The sequence below is a fragment of the Shewanella sp. 10N.261.52.F9 genome (assembly GCF_041471165.1).
GTDB classification, from domain to species: Bacteria; Pseudomonadota; Gammaproteobacteria; order Enterobacterales; family Shewanellaceae; genus Shewanella; species Shewanella marinintestina.
On record NZ_JBFRNX010000007.1, the window covers coordinates 45,155 to 66,619 of the forward strand.

Genomic DNA, 21,465 nt, shown 5'->3' on the forward strand with positions numbered 1-21,465 from the left:
ATTATTCTTCACCGTTAATCGCAACACCATATTTTTTGAAATACCAAATAGCTAAAGGGATCTCAATTAAGGCATAAATAATCAAAGTGAACCAAAACCAGTTTGTGCTAAAAAGAAATAGACTGAACTCATAACCTGAGCCCCAATATTGAGTCCCAACGAGCGTAAATACAAATGCAGAACACACTAGATCGCACATTGAAATTTTATTGAAATTATTACCTGCAACTTTAGGATAAATCGACAAGTAACCAAGAGCTAAAGCTGCTGCAACCAAAGCTATAATCAAAAATTCAGCTGTGCCCATTTACTCTGTCCTACCTATAAATAATGAATATTCAGTATCATATATTGTTAGTAATGAATGAACAAACCAATAAAATAGAATCATGATATCTTGAACTTAAACAATGTCTGAAAATAAACAACTAATAGGTACCCAGTTCTTGACGTCTAGCAACAACATAGCACTATCATTGACTCTATGGTTTACACCACATTTAACCAGTAGCAAACTATAATAGAGTTAGATATAAGGCATTACACAGGTTTAACTCGAGGCATAATTTATACCATTCGAAAACAATGAAGGGATAACACCTCTTCAGCAATCAGTTAATATAGTCCAAAATTGAAATAACCATATAAACCTAATGGAATTTAAAGACCTCTTATAAATTTTTGACTAGAAACAAATAGAATTAATTCATCTATAAAATAACCATAAAAATATGATACTTAAATAGAAAAATATAGACTAGTTCGATGTAATAAAAGTATTGGATTTGACTTCCAATTGAATAAATGAACGTTCTCTACCGTTCATTATTTGCTCTAGAACAACTACGCTCTGATCATGGTTTACGCCAATCCAAAGCATACCAACACATTCGCCTTGCAAGATACACTGATAGGATGATAGCTCGCTTTGTCTAAACTCCCTCGTTTCGTAGCCATCGTTAATTAAATAATCTTGAATTTCTACATAATCACTTTGAAAGCTATCACTAAAGGCTGAATACTCGTAACTCGTCATCAAGATTTTAACTAAGCCATTATCAGGCTTTTGTACTAGTTCATAATTTTTGGCTATTGAAAGCGGCTCTGGCACACTATTTGTTACTACTTTATAATAATCGTTTAGCTTAGTTAACTCGCCATACTTATCAATACTTTCCCCCCAATCAACACCAAAAAGTGCCGCAGGCGCATAAAATGGTACCAACACAAGTATTAGAATAAATACTCTCATTAAAACTCCATGTAATGATTTAAAAACCAAAAAAATAGCTAAGCGCACTCAAACCACACTCCTAAAATAAATTTAAAGACGTAATTTAAATAATCGCTAGATAAGTAAAAACAAATATAAACTCGGTGAGTCCTCATTAAGATGCAAACAAATGCATTATTAATAGATGATTTATTTACATCAGAATTATTAAACCCTTAACTTTTCTGTTCAACTATATCGATACATTATAGTTAGAACTGATTTAATATATAGCAAATGGAATTTAATGCTCTTATTTACCCAATAAGTCATACAGTGAATAAAGCTAATTTGGAAATCATCTCTTCAAGAGAGGTTTGATCACTGATACGACCTAAATGAGGCGCAATTGTAACCTGCACCGATACAAAATTAAACAGATTTAAGCAAAAGTTTACAATGCTAGTGAAAATCTCTTTTCGCGACCTAAAACAGCAAAGGTATCCAACAAGTAAATGAAATCAATCTATGACTGCGATTCGATAGCCTCACTCATGGACAATCACTGGCTCAATGATATAAAGCGCAGCCATCAGCTACGCTTTGACATCCCAAGTAACTTAGAAACGACCTACTAGGCCTAAGCCTAGGCCAACACCGTCGTAATCTGAATCTAATACTTTAGAAATTTGGAAGTTAGCTGAAATGCCGTCGGTAATACGTAACCAATAAGCTGTACGCACATCAAATGCATCATCATTATCACTATTTGTGTAACCTGCGCCAACAGACCAAGCATTATTGATATACCAATCAGCGCCTACATTTAGCACATCATCAAATTCGTTATGTGCCCAGCTAGCATTCAAATCGATGCCAGCTGTAGATTGCAGAGCGATGTAGCTACGTACCTTTAGACCGTATGTTTCGGTGAAGTTATCATCACCATCTTGATAAAATGCAGAAACTGCAGAGCTATCATTAAAGTAATAACCCACTTCAGCACCATAGGTGTTGAAGTCATAACTTGCGACATCAAATTTTTGATAATTAGCACCAACGAACCAGTTAGATCCAAGCACAAATGTGCCATCAACACCGTAACTATCGCTATCTGCTGGATCGAAATTTTGGTAATTTGCACCGATATTTGATTCTTGTGCTAAAAAGCCGTTCAGTGCGTAAGGTGCTTTACTTTGCTCTACACTTTCAAAGTAATAACGATAATTCGCGTTCCAAAGACCGTCGCTCACTTCTTCTGAATTAGTTGTATAACTAAGACCTGCTTCGTGTTGATAATTATTATCTTGAGCTGCTACAGCGCTTAGGCTTGTAAGACTTAAAAGAATGGCTAAAGCAGTGGTTGTTTGTCTCATCAATTTATTCCCTTATATTGTTTGTAATGCTAAGAGATAAAGATGTGCAGGTATATGATAAGCATGAGCAGGTACTATGCCATCCTTGATATAATTCAGTGATTAAATCTCATAAACACTGCAGCTCTCCTAGCTGCGCAAACAATAATCCAATCGATGACAAAATGAAACACTAAAACACAAAAAAACCAACAATTACAATGCATTTTACACTGACTAAAAACCACAAAAACAAATTGACAACAAACCAATCACACTTAAGATACAAATCAAGCAAGAAATAATAAAACACAACAAACAGATGATCTCGATATATGTTTTTCAATATAAAAAAACGCAGCCATTAAGCTGCGCCTTTTATGTTTTTATAGCAATTGAAAATCTATTGCTCATTGATTAGGTACGACCACATATTTGTGACCCTACTCTAGTCACTCTAGATTGAAAACCACCTAATTAGAGCTAGTCACCAAAGTCATCTAGTAAGATGTTCTCTGGCTCAACACCAAGGCTTTCAAGCATCGCGATAACTGATGAATTCATGATAGGAGGTCCACACATATAGAACTCACAATCTTCTGGCGCTTTATGATTTTTAAGATAATTCTCATAAAGTACATTATGAATAAAGCCTGTGTAACCATCCCAGTTATCTTCCGGTAATGGATCAGACAATGCCACATGCCAAACAAAGTTATCGTTTTCTGCCGCTAACGTATCAAAGTCTTCTTGATAAAATACTTCGCGAGTTGAACGCGCGCCGTACCAGAAGCTCATCTTACGTTTGGTTTTAACACCTTTAAGCTGATTAAAGATATGTGAACGCATTGGCGCCATACCTGCGCCGCCACCAATAAACACCATTTCAGCGTCAGTTTCTTTAACAAAGAACTCACCAAATGGGCCGGAGATAGTGACTTTGTCACCCGCTTTTAGGTTGAAGATGTACGATGACATCTTACCTGGAGCAATATTGTCGCTTGGCGGCGTAGCAATACGCACGTTCAGCATGATACGGCCTTTCTCATCAGGATAGTTAGCCATTGAGTATGCACGCAATACGTCTTCGTCAACTTTTGAAACCAACTTGAATAGGTCGTACTTTTCCCAATCGTCACGGTACTCTGCAGGAATATCAAAATCTGCATATTTGACTTCGTGAGCAGGCGCTTCAATCTGAATATAACCACCGGCTTTAAACAGTACGTCTTCACCTTCCGGTAATTTAAGCAGTAACTCTTTAATGAAGGTCGCTTGGTTATTGTTAGAAATAACTTCACATTGCCACTTCTTAACGCCGAAGATCTCTTCTTCAACTTCAAGTTCCATATCGGTTTTCACCGATACCTGACACGCTAAGCGACAACCTTCTTTAGCTTCTTTCTTATTTATATGGTCACGCTCTGTGGCTAAGATCTCGCCACCGCCAGATTTTACTTTAACGCGGCATTGACCACATGTACCACCGCCACCACAGGCTGACGGAATAAAGATATTTTTACCCGCTAACGCGCCTAAAAGCTTGTCACCCGCTTGGGTTGAAATACTTTTTTCAGGGTCGTCGTTAATACGGATATTCACATCACCCGTAGACACCAGTTTGCTCTTGGCGAATAAAATCACCATTACCAATATACTCACCACAAACGTGAACATACCGATACCAATTGCCATTTCCATCGAATCTACCTTTTGTTTAATTCGTTTTCATTAAGGTTTAAAAACTCAAACAGCCTTAAATAGAAATACCGGAGAAAGCCATAAAGCCTAACGCCATCAAGCCCGTGGTAATAAATACAATACCAATGCCTTGTAAGCCTTCAGGAATAGCATGGAACTTCATGCGCTCACGCAGACCCGCTAGCATCACAATCGCCATTGCCCAACCAAAGCCTGAACCCATAGCAAATACCGTTGACTCTGCAAGGTTATAGTCGCGGTTTGCCATAAAGATAACCCCTGCGAAAATCGCGCAGTTAACGGTTAGCAAAGGTAAGAAAATACCTAACGAGTCATACAGTGCAGGAATGTATTTATCTAAAAACATTTCCAAGATCTGCACTAAGGCTGCGATCACACCAATAAAGGTAATTAGCTGCAGGTAGCTTAAATCCAATGCAGGGTAACCCGCCCAAGCGAGTGCGCCTGGCGCCAGAATATTGGAGTAAATCAACTGGTTAAGCGGTACAGCCAAGGTCATTACCACAATAACGGCGACACCTAGGCCAAAAGAGGTTGATACCTTTTTTGATACCGCTAAGAAGGTACACATGCCCATAAAGAAAGACAGCGCCATGTTGTCGATAAACGCGGCTTGTACAAACAGATTAATATAATGTTCCATATCAGCCCTTAGCCTCGCTTACGTTGAATGACGTTGATTGACCAAATCATTAAGCCAATTAAGAAGAAGGCACTTGGAGGTAACTTGAACATTTCGTTCGCAAGGTACCAACCGCCATTCTCAACCGTCTTTAGGATCTCATGACCAAATAGTGTGCCACTGCCCAGTAATTCACGAACAAACGCCACACCTAATAAAATTACGCCATAACCTAACGCGTTACCGACGGCATCTACCACGGCTAAATGCGGCGGGTTTTTCATGGCAAACGCTTCAGCGCGGCCCATGATGATACAGTTGGTAATAATCAAACCAACGAATACCGATAACTGACGTGATAGTTCATAGGCTACGTCTTGTAGCACCATATCAACCACAATCACCAGTGATGCAATCACTGTCATTTGCGCGATAATACGCACGCTATTTGGGATAAGTGAACGTATGCTTGAAATAATCAAGTTCGAGAACACCAGTACAAAGGTCACCGCTAGCGTCATCACCAATGCAGTTTGCATTGAGTTACTTACCGCCAAAGCCGAACAAACACCCAACACCTGCATTGCTACTGGGTTATTAGCAAAAATTGGCCCTGTTAGCATTTCGCGAGTCGAAATAGATTGAGTACTCATCCGTTATACCTCCGACGCTTTTAATTTTTTGAAGAAAGCTTCGAAACCTTCGCTACCAAACCAGAACTGAATTGAACGTTGTACGCCGCGTCCAGTCATGGTTGCACCACTCACAGCGTCAATACCATGAATATCGCCTTCTTTAGCTCCACCTTTAACCACTTTAAAAGCAACCTTGCCTTTGTCGTCAAAAATCTGCTTGTTATGCCATTGATTGGTCCACTCGGCATCATTAAGAAAGTCACCAATACCTGGAGTTTCACCGTGCTCATAAAACACGACGTTTTCAATAGTATTTAAATCAGGTTTGAGTGCCACAAAGCCGTATACCATCGACCATAAGCCTTTACCGTAAATCGGTAAAACTACGCTGGTTAACTCGCCGCTATCGTCAAAGACTTTAAATACACGCACTTGATTTGCACGGGTTTTGATCTTGGCTTTATCTTGCTTTTTCTCAAGCTTGATTGATGTTTCAGGGTTAATTGACGCCATGCGTGGGTCAAAATCCATCACTGTTGCATCACTAACGGCTTCACCCGTGTCGATTGACACTAAAAGCGGCTTAACGTCTTTTTTGAACAAGGCTCTAAAGTCTTGACCGCTTAGTTCAACATCAGCAGCAATCAGCACGTTGCGCATCAACTCATCACGCTTCTTAACTAACTTGCGCTCTTTCAATACTTCGGCAGTACCTGTGATCATAAATGAGCACAATAGACATAAGGTCACCGTGAAAATCATGGTGCCAACAAAAGAATCTTTCTTAATTGCCATGGCGTTTTAGTCTCCGCTTGATGTTTGCTTTCGCCACCAGGTAATCGAAAATTGGTGCCCATAGGTTGGCAAATAGAATCGCCAGCATAATGCCTTCTGGCATTTTCGGGTTGACCACACGAATAAGCACTGTCATAAAACCAATCAGCAAACCGTAAGCCACTTTGCCTTTACGGGTGTATGAAGTGGTTACCGGATCGGTTGCCATAAACATCATACCCAGAGCAAAACCACCGGTGACCAAGTGCCATGTCCAAGGCATTGCGAACATATCGTTTTTGCTTGAACCAATCACATTGAACATTGTGGCAGTTAAGATCATGCCAAACAGCACGCCAGCAACAATGCGCCAGTCAGCTAAACGGGTAAGAATAAGGAAGCCACCACCAATCAATAATGCCAACGTACTGGTTTCACCAATCGCACCCACGGTAAAACCAAAGAACGCGTTCCACCAGTTAGGGTCGCTAAAGGCATTAAACCAAGCGTAATCAGCAAAGCTGACCTTGCCCGCCGCCGTTTGCATTAAGGTGGTTGCGCCTGAGAATCCGTCAACCGCAACTAACTGACTTACCGCTGTCACCTGTGACGGATAAGCAAAGTAGATAAAGGCTAAACCGGCTAACGCAGGGTTTAAAAAGTTGTAGCCCATGCCACCAAATACTTCTTTTGCCATGATCACGCCAAAGGTAATACCCATAGCCACCAGCCACAGCGGCGTTGATACAGGTAAAATCAAGGTGAACAATAATGCGGTAACAAAGAAGCCTTCATGCAACTCTTGGCCACGCACCTTGGCAAATACCATTTCCCAAAACAGGCTCACCGCCAACGCAGTTAGGTAGATAGGTGCATAAAAGCTCAGACCATAAGCAAATAAACCCACAATACCGGTTTGTTCACTCAAGCCACCAAAGACAAAGTTAAAAATCGCTAGCTGCCAAACATCAGCGGTAGCTAAACCTGAAGCCACGGCAATTTGTGCTTGCAGGCCGATGTTGTACATACCAAACAAAATGGCTGGCAATAAACATAAGCCGACAATAGTCATGGTACGTTTAACATCAATGGCGTCACGAATATGGACTTTGCCTTGAGTGCTGCGGCCACGAGCAATCAGTAATGAACTTAAATAGCCCTTAACTGAACTACCCGGCGCATAATAATCTTCTTGGATATCAGGCTTTTTATCTTGCTGACTCATTACCCTTCCCTCTCAATAATCTCTAAACAAGCACGTAACTCTTTACCGAAGTCGTACTTGCCAGGGCAAACAAACGTACACAGTGCTAAATCTTCTTCATCTAGCTCAAGTGCACCAAGTTGCTGCGCCTCATCCGTATCACGAACCACTAAGTCCCTAACGAGTAAGGTCGGTAAGATATCAAGTGGCATCACGCGATCAAGCTGACCAAATGCCATCATGGCGCGAGCTGAACCACCGGTGTGAGTGGTAAAATCAAATAGTTGCTTAGCGCCTTTTAAACGTGACGTTACCGCACGCGTAATAGAGAACTTTTGCGAACCACCACGTACCCAAGGAAGCACTTGATGTTTAGCATCTTCTTGCAGCACACTGATTTGGTTATTAAAGCGACCTAAGAAATCATGAGGCCCTTTTGCGGTGTGACCCGATAATACTGAACCAGACACCACACGTGAATTGCCCTCTTTTAACTCGCCAGCAACCACTTCTGATAGCTTTGCCCCCGCTTGAACGCGGATAAGACGTGGATTAATTACATCAGGACCAGCTAACGCCACAACACGGTCGGTATAAAGCTCACCAGTTAAAAAGAGTTTGCCGTAGGCAATAACGTCTTGATAGCCAAGGTGCCACACTGGGCGCTCTAGACTTGCAGGTAAGACGAAATGAATATGGGTACCAACTATGCCTGCAGGATGCACACCCGCAAAGAAATGGTTGCTCACTTTAGCAAGATCGTGGCCAGGTAAAGACTCACCAGCCTCCTGACATAAATGTACTTTACCGTCGGTCAGTAGGCTTAGAATTTGTAAACCAGCGGCAAATGCTTCAGTTTGCTCAGCAATAATCAATCTAGGCTCAGCCGCCAATGGATTAGTATCCATTGCGCTTACAAAGATGCCAGCAGGCGATGTATTTAATTGAGGCACTTTAGAGAAAGGACGCGTACGTAATGCTGTCCAAAGGCCACTTTCTACTAACTTGGCTTGAACATCTTCTCGGCTTAACTCGTTAAACGCTTTGCAAGGTGCAAAGGATTTAGGCGCATCATCATTGCATTCAATAACGATTGATTGGAATAGTCTGCGTTCGCCGCGGTTAATAGCAACGATCTTGCCACTCGCGGGAGCGGTATAAATGACACCGGGGGTTTTCTTGTCTTCAAAAAGCGCTTGGCCCTTTTGGACAATGTCACCCTCTTCAACCAGCATAGTTGGCTTTAAGCCAATATATTCTTCACCCAATAAGGCAACATGTGTCGATGACTTAGTGTCATTAATCACTTGTTTAGGTGCGCCGGCTATGGGCACATTTAAGCCCTTTTTGATTGTTATAACTTGGTTTGAGAAACCTGCCATCACTAAAATCAACCGTTAAAAGTTTGGATACCCAATAGTAAATCTTTGTTAACTAATATTCCGAGTTGAACTTCACACTTTCCGGTCAAATTTGTAAGTTACCGACAAAAAATCAGGTTTTCGAGGTAATTAGTGTGACGCAACGCCTGAACTGGTTGAATAAATAACGCTTTATGTAGTTTTAATACGTAAAAATTGACGTTAAACAACTTTTGACATACCAACAAGTCACCAACAGAATTTCATTAAGTTAATTCTATATTCAACAATAACTTAAGATAAAAGTCAGACGTAAAACTGAAGTCACATCCCACAAACTGATGAAATATGACACAGTTCAAACAACACAACAAAGACCATTTGTCATACAGTTAGCAGACCTTAAGCACTTATTTCGATCAAAGCTGTTTTTTTTTGATATAAAACAAAGAACAACTAAACCGACGACATTCATGAAGAATATTTACTCACTAAGCGCAATCAATCGCTCTTTCCACAAAAATAATCGACATTAGCTCGCAGAAACCATGTTTACAAGCAGGGGAATGGTCACACTTTAGCTATTACTGAATGAGACTTTATAAAATGTTGCTACGGCAACTCTAGCTCGAACAGATATTGTTCTGGCTAGTCTTGCCAACTATTCGCCGCAGCAGTTTAAGCGCACGTTCAGCGTCAGATATATTGGGTTTATAGCTTAATCACCGAGCATGACCAAATAGGAAATCCGAATAGCTAGGACACTGATTAAGGTTATCACTGTAGAGGAGCTTTCACTCTAAAAATCAATAGCTCCAGCAACTTTAGCAAGCTAGATTAAATGAAATTCTTAGGTTACACGTTGATTAATCAGGCAGCAAAATCGACTAAAAAAAATCCCCCATTCAAACTTATTGAATAGAGGATTTAGTATTGTTGCTAATGTTCTACTGCTAATTTTTTGTTTTGCTAACTAACCGTTTCTAAACGGTGTCGAGCCTAGCAATTAAAACAATTTCTCATCAACTCTAAGATTAACTTTTAGCTGTAGCTTCTACACTTTCAACAACAGCCTCAGTCTCTGGATTGAACTTATCAATTACCACAGCACAAACTGCATCACCAGTAATGTTGAGTGTTGTTCTGATCATGTCAAACACACGGTCTAAAGCAAACAATAGTGGTAGACCTTCAATTGGAATACCTGCCGCCACTAATACCGCAATAACAAGGAATGATGGACCCGGTACACCAGCTTGACCAATTGCGCCTAATGTCGAGGTGAAGATGATCGCCACATAGGCCGCAAGACCTAATTCAACATTGAACATTTGCGCAAAGAATACCGCTACTAGACCATAATAAATCGCGTTGCCACTCATGTTAATCGTAGCGCCTAATGGCAATACGAATGCAGCCGTCGACTTAGAAACGCCTAGCTCTTTCTCACACACTTCGATGTTAACTGGCAGCGCTGCCATAGATGAAGCGGTAGACATAGCTAGCGCTTGTGGCTTCTTCATTGCCGATAGGAATTTACCAACCGGTACATTAGAGAAGAACTTCACCATTAATGGGAAGAAGATAAAGCCATAAATCAAGATTGCAGCAACATAAACCACGAATAGGTTTAGCACGACAGTCAGTGACTGGAAGCCAAAAGTACCAACAGAATCAGCCATCAAGCCAAATACACCAATAGGGGCAATTAGCATAACGATGTTGATCATCCAAATGAAGGCTTCAACGATTGTATTCAAAGCTGAAGTAATTGGCTTAGCCGCTTCTTGATTCACTTTAGTCAGTGCGATACCGAAGAAGATACAGAATACTAAGATCTGTAAAATATTGCCGCCTGTCAGTGCTTCAAATACGTTAGTTGGGATCATACCAATAATGGTATCAGCCACACCTGGCAGTGCGCCCTGCTCAGCCGTTACCGCAGCGAGACCTGCAGTATGCTGTGAAAAGTCCATGCCCACACCTGGCTGGAAAAATTCGCCCATCACTAGTGCTAAGGTCACAGCCAATGCTGACGTCGCCATAAAGAAAGCGATAGTACCAATACCGACTTTACCTGCTGACGGGCCCGCACCTAAGCTTGCTGCACCTGCAATAATTGAAACGGCAACTAACGGGATCACTAACATTTTAATTAAGTGAATGAAAAACGTCCCTAGCGGAGCAAATATAGAGGCATCATGTCCCATCACCATACCAACGATTGCGCCTAAAACCATGGCGACAACCACTTGGAATCCGATATTTTTATAAAACTTACTCTTCTTGTTCAACACCCTAGCTCCATCACTGACATTTTATAAAAGGCATAAATGCCCTTTTGATTATTTCATGCCAAAGTAACATGCCCAGTTCACAAAAAATGTGATTCACTAAAAGGTTATCTCTAAACACATCAATTAGTAAGAAATACCCCACTTACTTTGAACAATCCTTAAAAATATAACCTTAAAAAAATGAATAACTCAATATAAAAAACATTGTGTTAATTAAACAGGCCACACAAGCAACACGCAGTTAACCCTGAAGCATAAAAACAACAATCACGCCGATAAAACACACGATTTAAACGCCATAAAATGACAATTCACAGCAGATAGTGCTAACAAATTAATCAAATCCATTAATTCTGTGAATAATTAGTTTGACTCGAGACTATTTATTAATTCATGGGCTTGCTTCAAGCTCGCTCCTGTATGGTGGCGATATAAGCGAATGGCTTTTAATTTGTGACCTAAATTGAATGCCACTAGCACATCTTTCGGAACATAGGTTTGCTTATCGAAAAGAATCCCCTTTTCCTCTAATAAACAATCTAGTTTGCGATCTATATTGAAAAAGCGCTGACGGGTTACACGAAGCTCGTTATAAATGTAAAAAACAGCAACAAACAGTAACAACAATAAAACTTCAGTTGTTTCAAACATACAGGCCTCCAAGCCAACGATAACTATCCATTCAATAATGTAGAGCATCACGCTCACAAATTGACCTTAACATAATTAGTTGCTAAAAGGGCTAGCTATTAACTGCCAGTGATGACCACTATTGAATACGGAGAAATACATTATGTCAGAACGAGTGACCGCAATACGTTTAACTAAGCGCAGCGGTAGTTGCTTATGCGGCAAGGTGCAATACCAAACCTCAGGTGAACCTTTTGATGCCGACTATTGCCATTGCCGTCAATGTCAAAAAAGTACGGGTTCCGTAGTGGGAGCTTGGATGGACTTTAAACGTGAACAAGTTAATTGGCTTAATCAACAGCCAAAAGAATATGCCTCATCTGAACATGTAAGGCGGGGGTTTTGCCAGCACTGCGGCACTCAAATCAGCTTTCGTGATTTACGCTACCCAGACTACCTCACATTAAGCATGACTAGCCTTGATGATCCAAATTTAATTAGCCCGAATTATCATATCTATACAGATAGTCAGTTAAAGTGGTTAACAATTGCTGATGAATGCCCTAAATACAGGGCTGGGCGCAGCTAAATTAAGTGTCACTTCTTCCAAAGGTAGGTTCTATCAGAATAGTCATATAACCAGTCGGGGCGATACACCACTAACAAAGTTATCGCCATGCCGTTAAGCAACGCCTCGGGAAACCCAAGTAAGGGAATAAGCACTAAGTAATTATCGCTTAAGAACTCCCAACTATAGTCCGTCGATACCGATAACCAAGCTGCCCAAGCTAATATATGAAACACAATAGACAGGAAGCCATTAAGGAAAGAGCCACAAAATATATAGATAAATAGTTGATGTGGTAGATACTTAAACATTTGGCTATACAGTAAAAAACAGCCAAAAATTGGTAAACACACACCAAGTAATGCATATACAGCAAACTCTGCAGGTAGCTTAAATACAAAAAGACTAAAAAACAGCGTGGGAGGTAATGCAATCAAAGTCGCCAGTCTCCAGCCAAACATTAGCATTAATACAACAAGGCCTAAGAAATGAATATGGATCCCTGCAGTGACATTTGCATTGAGCAGCCACAGGCCTGTTAAACTGACTGTTGCAATCAGGATTTGAGATTGTCTTGGTGGATTTTTTAATAACCTTGCCAACTCTGCTGTAGGCCATAAAACCCAAAGCCACAAAACTAGCAAAAATAACGCTGCAAAATCTCCAGCCGTAAATGTCCAATCAATGTTGTTAACCCTTTCAAACCAAAATTGAGTAACACTTGCATCCATTGGCGGTAAAATCCTGTAATCATACTGCTAACTTACTTCAATATACGTTATGCTGATGACTAATAATAAAAATTAGCCTAAAAACTAGAATAAAAATATGACAGCTAACTTACCAAATTTAATCATTTCCCCTCGTAAAAGAGGCGCTTGTTTACCTCATAAGGCTACTAAACACCTTAGCGCACTTGCCTTTACCCTATTACTCAGTGCATGCAGTAGTAGCAAGCCTGAAATTAATCCGGAGGAGTTTGCAGGCTTGGTGACCGACTCTTTTAGAACTGATATCAAAAGTAATGGCCTTAAGCTATTTACCTATCGCGCCTTATTGTCGTTACCAAAATCACAAACAGCGGCTTTACCTCACGAAGTTCGCTCAAATCAGAAAAAGCGTTCACGCTCTAAAAAGCGCTATCAAGGGCCCGACTTAAGTGGCTGGACTGCGCAAATTGAACATGGTTTGCAGCAAACAATAAAGATGAATGGTTATTGCCGCGATGGCTATATCGAACTTTATCGAAGTATTCAGTATGATCGCGGCACAATCCGCGGAGAATGCAATGATGGTGCTAATGAAGCGGATCTCACTAAATTTGATTCTTAAAAAATAAAAGCCCATGGGAAAACCGTGGGCTTTATTATCTAGGTAAGTCCATTTAGGTAAAGAGCCTAAATTCAGTGAAGCGACAATACTTATTCCAACTTTATCAGCTATTTAAACAACTCAGTGTTATGCCCCCTTAAAAGGCGTTAACAGAGCTTAATGCACTAAGAGCAACCATCAAACTTCTCCTTTAACGACGGCGCAAACACAGTATTAAAAAGTTTTTGTATTTTGGCTTTTGTTGCTTCTTTCCTACTCGGAGGAACATTTATACTCCCTGACTGAGAAAATTTAATAAGCGTGTAATCAACAGGTTTATCTATAAAGGTAACTTTTTCCAATGTGACTTTCGTCGTCCATGGCATCAGAGGTAAGGTCGAGCGATTAAATGTTGTCACCAATTGATAATTATAATCGGAAAGTACAATCAGTCGCTCTTCACTCTGACCCGTTGCATTTTCCTGTCCAGTCCCTGTATCAACTTCATAACTAACAATAGTTTCTAGCTCTCTGTTTCCTCCAGTGACTTTAATGCTAACCAAAAAATCACCTAATACCGATTCAAACCAGCTTTTTACATTGTCGACAGTTTTCCATGTTTTATCTATTGGACACTGAACAATAACACTGCCAAATGTTTTCATATCAGAATATTTATTGACTGTAGGGAGAGAGTCCACTGATGCTGATGCTGATGCTGATGCGCACAATAAAACATAAGTTAAAAGATATATAACTCTTTTCATAACCATACTCCTTCGGTGCTTGTGAGTGTTAGATTTTACTTTTGTGTGAGCCTATCAAAACCTAGATCTATTTAGCCCAACAATGAAGGGCACATTCTTTAACTCTATGGAGCAAACACCGCTATTCAAGCCTTAGCGTAACCAATCAACATCTGAATAGGCATCATCTAACACAAGCTCTTTGACTATGGATTCTGAATTAAAATCAATCGCTTAACTATTATATACTTTTGCCTGCATTGCCTTAATTGAACATTCAGATTCGATCAGATGTATGGTTGGCATGATTTTAAAATATCTTGCTTGATACCTATAATTGCGAAACGGCCCCATACCAATGTTTAATTAAATTGGATGATGACTATGCCTTAGTCACTTCACGTTAAGAGAATATAAGCGTGCCCCACATTTACTCTCTCAAACGATGTGATTATGATGCGCGCATCTAAACTCTCTGGAATCCCACTAAGATGCGCACCGCTGCTGTTATTATCACGCTACTTTCATCACTTATGACTATTAATACTCAAGCAAAACCTGCAGATACCGCTACTAGCTCACAACCCATCGCGATTTTAGGTGCAATGGATGCTGAAATTGAAAAACTACTGCCTAAAATTAATCAGCGCGAAACTCATACCCTTGCCAAAAATACTTATTACACCGGCTTTATCCAAGGTAAACCTGTCGTTGTGGCTCGCTCTGGTGTGGGCAAAGTCAATGCCGCAATAACCACTTATGTGTTGATTAACCAGTTTAATGTAAACAGTATTATCTTTACCGGTATTGCTGGCGCTGCGGGAGCTGAACTCAACGTTGCCGATGTGGTAATTTCAACGGCACTGGTACAGCACGACGTCGACTTAACCGCCTTTGGCGCGCCAAAAGGTCAGCTTGATGGCTATGATGACCGCTTATTCTATGCCGATAAAAAGTTACAAGCGTTAGCACTTAACGCTGCAGAGGAGTCTGTGGGTAAAGCGCGCGTTCATTCAGGCATTATCGCAACGGGCGATCAGTTTATTGCAGACAAAGCTGTGGTTAACATGCTACTTAAGGAATTCAATGCTATCGCCGTTGAGATGGAAGGCGCTGCGGTTGCCCAAGTGACCGATATGTTCAACATTCCGCTAGTCGTTATTCGCACCATCTCAGATAAAGCTGATGGTTCTGCGCATTTAACCTACGAAGATGCGAAACAAACCACCGCAGATAACTCTGTCGCTATTACACTCAATATGCTCAGCAAAATGTAATAAAGCACTAAAATATAATAAAGCAACAGCGGTCACATAGCTAAAATCCGCTGATTGCAGATTAACGATAAAAAAGGCGCTAACTTTTGCAGTTAGCGCCTTTGTTCTATCTATCGGCTTACTCAGGATAATACTCAGTGAGTACTCAAGATTAAGCTTTTATTGCTTCGTCTTTTTTACTAAAACTCACCTTGCCAAAGTCTTCTAAAATTGCGTAGCAGGCGGGCACCATAAACAGTACTAGTGCGGTTGATGCAAAAATACCGAACACCATAGAAACCACAAGAGGTTGCAGTACCTGCGCTTGAATACTGGTTTCAAGTAACAGTGGTAACATACCGGCGGCCGTGGTTAAGGACGTAATAAATACCGCTCTAAAACGCTCTTTGCTAGCACTCACTACCGCCTCATGCACCGATTGGCCCTCTTCCACATGGTAACGAATATATTGCACCAACAAAATCGAATCGTTAACCACTACCCCTGCCAGCGCAACAAAACCAAGTATTGATGGCATACTCATTGAGTAACCTAGCAATAAGTGGCCCCAGAGTACGCCAATCAAACCAAGCGGAATAACCGCCATCACCACTAAGGGTTCGATATAGCTCTTAAACTGCAAGCTTAAGATGGCAAATACCGCTAATAGGCCAACAATAAAGCCACTCGCCATTGAGTTTTGGGTGGTGGCGCTCTCTTTGACTTCACCTTCATAGCTTACTCTGATCCCAGGGTAGCGCTGTTTAAGCTCTGGTAATAACTCGTCCCTAAAGGCCTTATTAATCTCGCTGGCATTGGCTAAGTGAGTATCCACTTCGCCGGTAATGGTGACAAAGCGCATACCGTCTAGACGTGAAATTTTGACGTAATTTCGCTGCCATTTAAAGTCAGCCACCGCCGATAACGGCACCTGCTCACCAGCACTGCCAATAGTGATAGGGAAATTAGCTAAGTTTTCAAGTTTAGCGGCATCGACTTTATCCAGCTGCACATCAATTTGAATGCTCTCAGGCCCCACTTGAATGTTATCAGCAGTTTGATGGAAATACGCGCCGCGAAGCTGACTGGCGAGCATCATACCGTTAACCCCAAAAGCTTCCGCTCCCGGTTTTAAGGTCATCAAGATTTCGGCTTTCCCCGGACGCATACTATCCATCACACCTGATACGCCATTAAAGCCCTGCAAATATTGCTGCACTTCAATTGACGCAGATTTTAGCTCGTCTAAATCGTCACCACGTACCCGAATTTCAATCGCGCGGCCAGCAGGTCCCATTGCGCCTTGCTTGTAAACAATCGCAATTGGATCAACCAGTTCCCCCACGCCTTGCTGCCATTCGCGGATAAAGGTGTTTATTAACGTCTGGCGGATCTCCGCGCTCAATAAATCAATCTTAACCGTTGCTACGTGAGCGCCGCTTTCTCCTGCATCAGCGTTAAAGTTAAACCGCTCGGTAATATGTTGAATCAGTCTTTGATTGTCTTCTTTTTGGCTGTATTTATCATCCAGCTCGCGTGCAACACTCACTACCCGATTAACCACAAACTCCGTTTGTTCAAGCGTTGATCCTGGCGGCAATATAATTCGCGCTTCAGCAACATCGCCATCAAGCTCTGGGAAACCGATAAATTTCACCGCGCCACCCGCGGCTAACGAAATTGAGATAAGTAGCAGGCTTATCACTGAGCCCATAAACACATAACGCCAGTTAATCACCCACTCAACTGCTGCTACCAATTGCACCGTTCTAAAATACTCAAACTTTTGATTAAACTTTTGTTTAAAGCGGCTGGTTTTACGCGCTTTACCTTTAGCGGCATGGGCTAAGTGATTTGGTAAAATTAAGAAGGCTTCCACTAAACTTACGGTTAAAATAAGCAGCAAGGTTTGCGGGATCACTCTAAGTACTTTACCCATATCGCCTTCCATAAAAGCGATACTGGAAAAGATGAAAACTGTGGTTAAAAACGATGACACTACCCCAGGCAATACACGTTTTACTCCTTGAATAACGGCATCAGCCTTATTCATACCCCGCTCAATGTGCGCCGCAATCGATTCGGCAATCACAATCGCATCATCCATCATGATGCCGATAGCCATTAAGAATGCCACCAGCGTCATAATGTTAATGGTTAATCCAACTTGCGCCATAAAGAACAAGCTGCCCATAAAGGCAACAGGTAAACCCATTGCCACCCAGAATGAGTAACGCAAACTAAAAAATAACCACATGCACAAAAAGACTAACACTACACCTTGCCAGCCATTTTTAATCAGCATGGTTAAGCGATCCCACAATAGTGAGCTCAAATCATTAGAGGTACTGATGGTGATACCGTTTGGCGTGCGCAGCTTCTCAGCGTCTAAGAAGCCGATCACCTCCTCTTTAAGGCGCAGTGAATCTTGCGATTTATTCTTAAACACGGTCAAAATAGCCGCTTGCTCACCATCAAAGCGAATACTTTCTTCATCTAGCTCAAATCTATCAGTGATAGTGGCAATATCCCGTAGCCGCACTACCCCGCCTTGGGCATTTGAGCGGATAACGATATTACCAAGGCGCTCTGGTTCAACTTCACGTTGATCGAACCGAATTAATATATTCTTACTGGCCGTTTCCACCGTTCCGCTCGGTAACTGCACGTTTTGTTGTTCGATTTGATTGGCGACATCGGCAACGCTCATACCTAAGCGCTTGATTGCACCGAGTGAGACTTCTACCAATAATTGATGTTGAGAAAAGCCAGCAATCTCAACTTGGCTAATACTGGTATCTAACTTTAAGCGACGCTTTAAATCTTCGGCATAAGCTTTAAGCTCTGGTTTGCTGGTAGAGGCTGATACTGCGATGTCGATAATGCGTTCGTTAAAGTCTAGCTCCTCAACAATTGGCGGCTCAATTTCGGCCGGGAAATCTTTAATCGCCGAAATTTTAGTTTGCACGTCAACCAAGCTACGCCCAAGGTCGGCATTATCTTCAAGCTTTAATGTCATGCGTGCCACGCCTTCTAGCGCGTCACATTTGGTTTCGGTAATACTGCCGAGACTGTCTACCGCATCTTCCATTCTCAGGCAGAGGTTTTCTTCTACATCTTGCGGCGACGCACCTGGAAGCACGACTTGAGCACTAATGTAGTTTTTTGAAAACTCCGGAAATGTTTCACGTTTAAGCTCAGGTAACGCTTTAATACCTAGCACAATAAACGCTAACATCAACAGCGTTGTTGCGGTTGGATGACGAACAAAAAAACCGATCACGGCTGCGTCTCCTCATTTGCAGGCTCAGATCCGCTAACATCATTACTTTTAGTGCGCAGCGCCATGCCATTAACTGCTGGAATAAGATCGGTCAGTACTAACTGCATGCCTTCAACTAACGCACCTTGTACAGCAGCTTGGCCTTCTTGACGGAATAGCACTTGTACATCAATAATTTGCAATCGGTTATCTTGATTCATGATATACAGTTTATCGCCATGTAATGCACGCTCTGCCACCATCCAGTAGTTACGCTCGCCGCCTTTGATCCGAGCGCTAACAAACATGCCATTAACCAGCGGTGGTGACTGGCCAATTTTAAGCTCGCGATACTCTTGCTCTACCTGCAAAACCACACTTACCGTCGCAAGTGTTGGGTCAACGGTTTCGCCAATACGATTAATCGCAGCTGGCCAGCTAAACGAATAAGTTGCGCCTTTAAGAGTGATTTCAGCCGTTAGCCCTAACGCTTCAGCGCGAGGCAGTTGTCCCTTTTCTGCTTGCGGTTGATTAACGGTTTTCATTAATGTCATCACATCGCCTAACGAGACCTGCGCTTCAACTTCCATGGTCTCAATGCCATTAATACGCGCAAGAATTTGCTGTGGCGACACCACTTGGCTGGCTTCAACATTCACTTCGGCCACACGGCCTTCAAAAGGTAATCTAATTTCAGTCTTAGTTAGCTGACTCTGGGCTTCTTGTTCTCGGGCAATCGCTTGCTGTAACTGCGCCTTCAGAATGTCAGTTTCATTCGGCATTAGATTTAAGCTGTTATCTAATTCTTGCAGTTTTTGCTGCTGCGCTAATAGGTTTTGCCTTTCACCATCAAGTTCTGATTGCGAAATCAAATTTTGCTTACGTAATGTCTCTTTACGCTTTAAATCTGATTTAACTAAGTCGTAGCGATTATTTTCGATTTGTAGTGATAGCTGTAGATTTTTAAGTTGCAACGCTTTACCGGCAAGCTGACCTTCAAGGGCTTTACGGTCTGCTTGTGCTTGAGACAGGCGAATTTGGTAATCAAGTGGGTCAATAGATAATAATAAAGTGTCTTTAGCGAGGATTTTACCCACTGCGAGATCAGGGTGCTTATACACCACACGTCCGCCCACCTCTGGTAATAACTGCCACTGAATTTTAGGACTCACTCGACCAAACGCATCAACTTGAGCAATAACCGGGACTTGCTTAAGTGTGGTCACTTCAACTAATTTTCTCGGCTCTGACTGTAACTCTAGCGGCGGATGACTGCGTAACTTAACCACTAAAACCAACACCACAAAACCAACTGCCAATGCAGGAAAAAAATACCAGCGCTTACCTTTAAAACTAGACATTAGCGCTTTCCTCCACAGATCCCGTTTTCGAGCAGCGCAATATTGTGTTTGGCCAATTGTTGATAAAATTCTTCATTAAGTTGATAACCATGTAGTTTTGCCATTGGAATTGGCATGACAAAGGGGAAAATCATTAAGCTCAGTAACGACATTTTCAGCATTTGTGGATCAAGCTCTCCCCATCCTTCTAATAATTTATGTGGCATGGGAGTCAGTTCAGCGATTGGCTCAAACAATTTAAAAATGACCCCTTTAGCCTCGACAGAGTGCTCCGAGTTCATCAACTGAAACAGAAAACGCGGAAACTCAGGATTGGGGATCATTGTTTGGTAAAACTCCCCCATGATATCTGCCAAGGTCGGTTTATCATGGGATTGTTGTAAGGCTTTAGCGCGGCGATGAATCGGCTGTATATGCTCGCTCACCATCGCTTCAAATAAACCCAGCTTACTACCGAAGTAATAACGGATCATCGCCATATTAACGCCAGCTAACTCGCTAATTTGTCGAATGCTAACCTTGTCATAATCAGAGGCTGTGAAACACGTATAGGCGGCGCAAATAAGATTCGCACGTACGTCTGCTTGCTCTGTTTTTTTAGAGGGCTCAGTTGTCATCACCGACATAGACCGTATTATTCAGTTGAATAACACAAGTCTACTGTCTGCTTTGGGATTTTGCATGAACTATCGTTATTCAAAAACCAGAGTTTTGAATAACCGCACACTAAAATAATTTAGTGAAAAAATAACGACTAAGAAGTTGAACTAAACGAGTTTACAAAGGATTAAACCCATTTAAATTGCATCAAACTAACTTAAAGTGAATTAAGTACAGCGCTTCAATACCAGGATAAATTTGCCTAATTAAGGTTTTAAGCTCAGCTAAACTCATATTTTCTTGCTCTGCGTGGGTGTCATTTAAGTCATCAAAAGCCACGCGGCTAACAGAGAGGATATCAAGCTCACCATAACAGCGACCATCTTCTAAGTTAGACACGCTCACACGCTGGCCCGCTTGATAGAAAGACTCAGACTCATCACGCAGGGTAATGGTTTTTTTACCGGCTAAAATATCGGCTTCAAATCGGCTGAAAAAAGTAATACTGTTTGGTGGATTCATACTGCAATAACTCATGGCTGCACCAC

The 21,465-nt window shown here is 41.6% G+C and carries 20 protein-coding genes; 3 read left to right on the forward strand and 17 right to left on the reverse strand.

Annotated elements, in window-relative coordinates; translation table 11 throughout:
• Position 1: 1 nt before the first annotated feature.
• From AB4298_RS05440 to AB4298_RS05490, 11 genes are all read right to left on the reverse strand, one after another.
• Entirely contained in the window at positions 2-307 is a 306-nt protein-coding gene (locus AB4298_RS05440) for a hypothetical protein (protein ID WP_371985951.1), read from the reverse strand.
• 450 nt (positions 308-757) lie between these two features.
• Positions 758-1,252, reverse strand: a complete 495-nt coding sequence (locus AB4298_RS05445) for a hypothetical protein (RefSeq protein ID WP_248999207.1) — start codon at positions 1,250-1,252, stop codon at positions 758-760.
• Positions 1,253-1,833: 581 nt separating this feature from the next.
• On the reverse strand, positions 1,834-2,589 hold the full coding sequence (locus tag AB4298_RS05450; protein WP_371985952.1) for a putative porin: 756 nt from the start codon (positions 2,587-2,589) through the stop codon (positions 1,834-1,836).
• A 462-nt stretch (positions 2,590-3,051) separates the two neighbouring features.
• Positions 3,052-4,269 (reverse strand): NADH:ubiquinone reductase (Na(+)-transporting) subunit F, encoded by a 1,218-nt coding sequence (gene nqrF / locus AB4298_RS05455; protein WP_248471300.1) that lies wholly within the window; start codon positions 4,267-4,269, stop codon positions 3,052-3,054.
• 55 nt (positions 4,270-4,324) lie between these two features.
• A complete protein-coding gene (nqrE, locus tag AB4298_RS05460; RefSeq protein ID WP_371985953.1) occupies positions 4,325-4,933 on the reverse strand; it encodes an NADH:ubiquinone reductase (Na(+)-transporting) subunit E in 609 nt (202 codons plus the stop codon).
• An 8-nt stretch (positions 4,934-4,941) separates the two neighbouring features.
• A complete protein-coding gene (locus AB4298_RS05465) occupies positions 4,942-5,565 on the reverse strand; it encodes an NADH:ubiquinone reductase (Na(+)-transporting) subunit D (RefSeq protein ID WP_220782342.1) in 624 nt (207 codons plus the stop codon).
• Positions 5,566-5,568: 3 nt separating this feature from the next.
• Positions 5,569-6,342 carry a Na(+)-translocating NADH-quinone reductase subunit C gene (locus tag AB4298_RS05470; protein ID WP_371985954.1) on the reverse strand — a complete coding sequence of 258 codons (774 nt, stop codon included), beginning with the start codon at positions 6,340-6,342 and terminating at the stop codon, positions 5,569-5,571.
• Positions 6,332-7,546 (reverse strand): NADH:ubiquinone reductase (Na(+)-transporting) subunit B, encoded by a 1,215-nt coding sequence (locus AB4298_RS05475; protein WP_371985955.1) that lies wholly within the window; start codon positions 7,544-7,546, stop codon positions 6,332-6,334. The genes AB4298_RS05470 and AB4298_RS05475 overlap by 11 nt, the downstream gene beginning before the upstream one ends.
• Positions 7,546-8,907: a Na(+)-translocating NADH-quinone reductase subunit A gene (locus AB4298_RS05480; protein WP_371985956.1), complete on the reverse strand. Its 1,362-nt coding sequence runs from the start codon at positions 8,905-8,907 to the stop codon at positions 7,546-7,548. The genes AB4298_RS05475 and AB4298_RS05480 overlap by 1 nt, the downstream gene beginning before the upstream one ends.
• Before the next feature lie 1,013 nt (positions 8,908-9,920).
• Positions 9,921-11,183: a dicarboxylate/amino acid:cation symporter gene (locus AB4298_RS05485; protein WP_371985957.1), complete on the reverse strand. Its 1,263-nt coding sequence runs from the start codon at positions 11,181-11,183 to the stop codon at positions 9,921-9,923.
• 363 nt (positions 11,184-11,546) lie between these two features.
• Entirely contained in the window at positions 11,547-11,834 is a 288-nt protein-coding gene (locus tag AB4298_RS05490; RefSeq protein WP_371985958.1) for a hypothetical protein, read from the reverse strand.
• A gap of 142 nt (positions 11,835-11,976) precedes the next feature.
• On the opposite strand from AB4298_RS05490, the gene AB4298_RS05495 reads away from it, so the two are divergent.
• Complete coding sequence (locus AB4298_RS05495) at positions 11,977-12,402, forward strand: GFA family protein (protein WP_371985959.1); 426 nt, start codon at positions 11,977-11,979, stop codon at positions 12,400-12,402.
• Positions 12,403-12,410: 8 nt separating this feature from the next.
• Here AB4298_RS05495 and AB4298_RS05500 read toward each other — a convergent pair whose 3' ends face one another.
• Positions 12,411-13,112, reverse strand: coding sequence for an energy-coupling factor ABC transporter permease (locus tag AB4298_RS05500; protein ID WP_371985960.1), 702 nt, complete (start codon positions 13,110-13,112; stop codon positions 12,411-12,413).
• Between the two features lie 97 nt (positions 13,113-13,209).
• Between AB4298_RS05500 and AB4298_RS05505 the strand changes: the two genes are divergently transcribed.
• Positions 13,210-13,713 (forward strand): hypothetical protein, encoded by a 504-nt coding sequence (locus AB4298_RS05505; RefSeq protein WP_248999216.1) that lies wholly within the window; start codon positions 13,210-13,212, stop codon positions 13,711-13,713.
• 164 nt (positions 13,714-13,877) lie between these two features.
• On the opposite strand, the gene AB4298_RS05510 is transcribed toward AB4298_RS05505, so the two are convergent.
• On the reverse strand, positions 13,878-14,459 hold the full coding sequence (locus AB4298_RS05510; RefSeq protein WP_371985961.1) for an SRPBCC family protein: 582 nt from the start codon (positions 14,457-14,459) through the stop codon (positions 13,878-13,880).
• A gap of 470 nt (positions 14,460-14,929) precedes the next feature.
• Between AB4298_RS05510 and AB4298_RS05515 the strand changes: the two genes are divergently transcribed.
• Positions 14,930-15,715 carry a 5'-methylthioadenosine/adenosylhomocysteine nucleosidase gene (locus AB4298_RS05515; protein WP_371985962.1) on the forward strand — a complete coding sequence of 262 codons (786 nt, stop codon included), beginning with the start codon at positions 14,930-14,932 and terminating at the stop codon, positions 15,713-15,715.
• Between the two features lie 151 nt (positions 15,716-15,866).
• Here the strand turns inward: AB4298_RS05515 and AB4298_RS05520 are convergent, their stop codons facing one another.
• The 4 genes from AB4298_RS05520 to yqfB all read right to left on the reverse strand — a co-directional run bounded on the left by AB4298_RS05520 (position 15,867) and on the right by yqfB (position 21,439).
• Complete coding sequence (locus AB4298_RS05520) at positions 15,867-18,977, reverse strand: efflux RND transporter permease subunit (protein WP_371985963.1); 3,111 nt, start codon at positions 18,975-18,977, stop codon at positions 15,867-15,869.
• Positions 18,974-20,317 carry an efflux RND transporter periplasmic adaptor subunit gene (locus tag AB4298_RS05525; RefSeq protein ID WP_371985964.1) on the reverse strand — a complete coding sequence of 448 codons (1,344 nt, stop codon included), beginning with the start codon at positions 20,315-20,317 and terminating at the stop codon, positions 18,974-18,976. The genes AB4298_RS05520 and AB4298_RS05525 overlap by 4 nt, the downstream gene beginning before the upstream one ends.
• On the reverse strand, positions 20,317-20,934 hold the full coding sequence (locus tag AB4298_RS05530) for a TetR/AcrR family transcriptional regulator (RefSeq protein WP_371986008.1): 618 nt from the start codon (positions 20,932-20,934) through the stop codon (positions 20,317-20,319). Before AB4298_RS05530 ends, AB4298_RS05525 begins: the two co-directional genes overlap by 1 nt.
• Positions 20,935-21,124: 190 nt before the next feature.
• Positions 21,125-21,439 (reverse strand): N(4)-acetylcytidine aminohydrolase, encoded by a 315-nt coding sequence (gene yqfB, locus AB4298_RS05535; protein WP_371986009.1) that lies wholly within the window; start codon positions 21,437-21,439, stop codon positions 21,125-21,127.
• Positions 21,440-21,465: the final 26 nt, after the last annotated feature.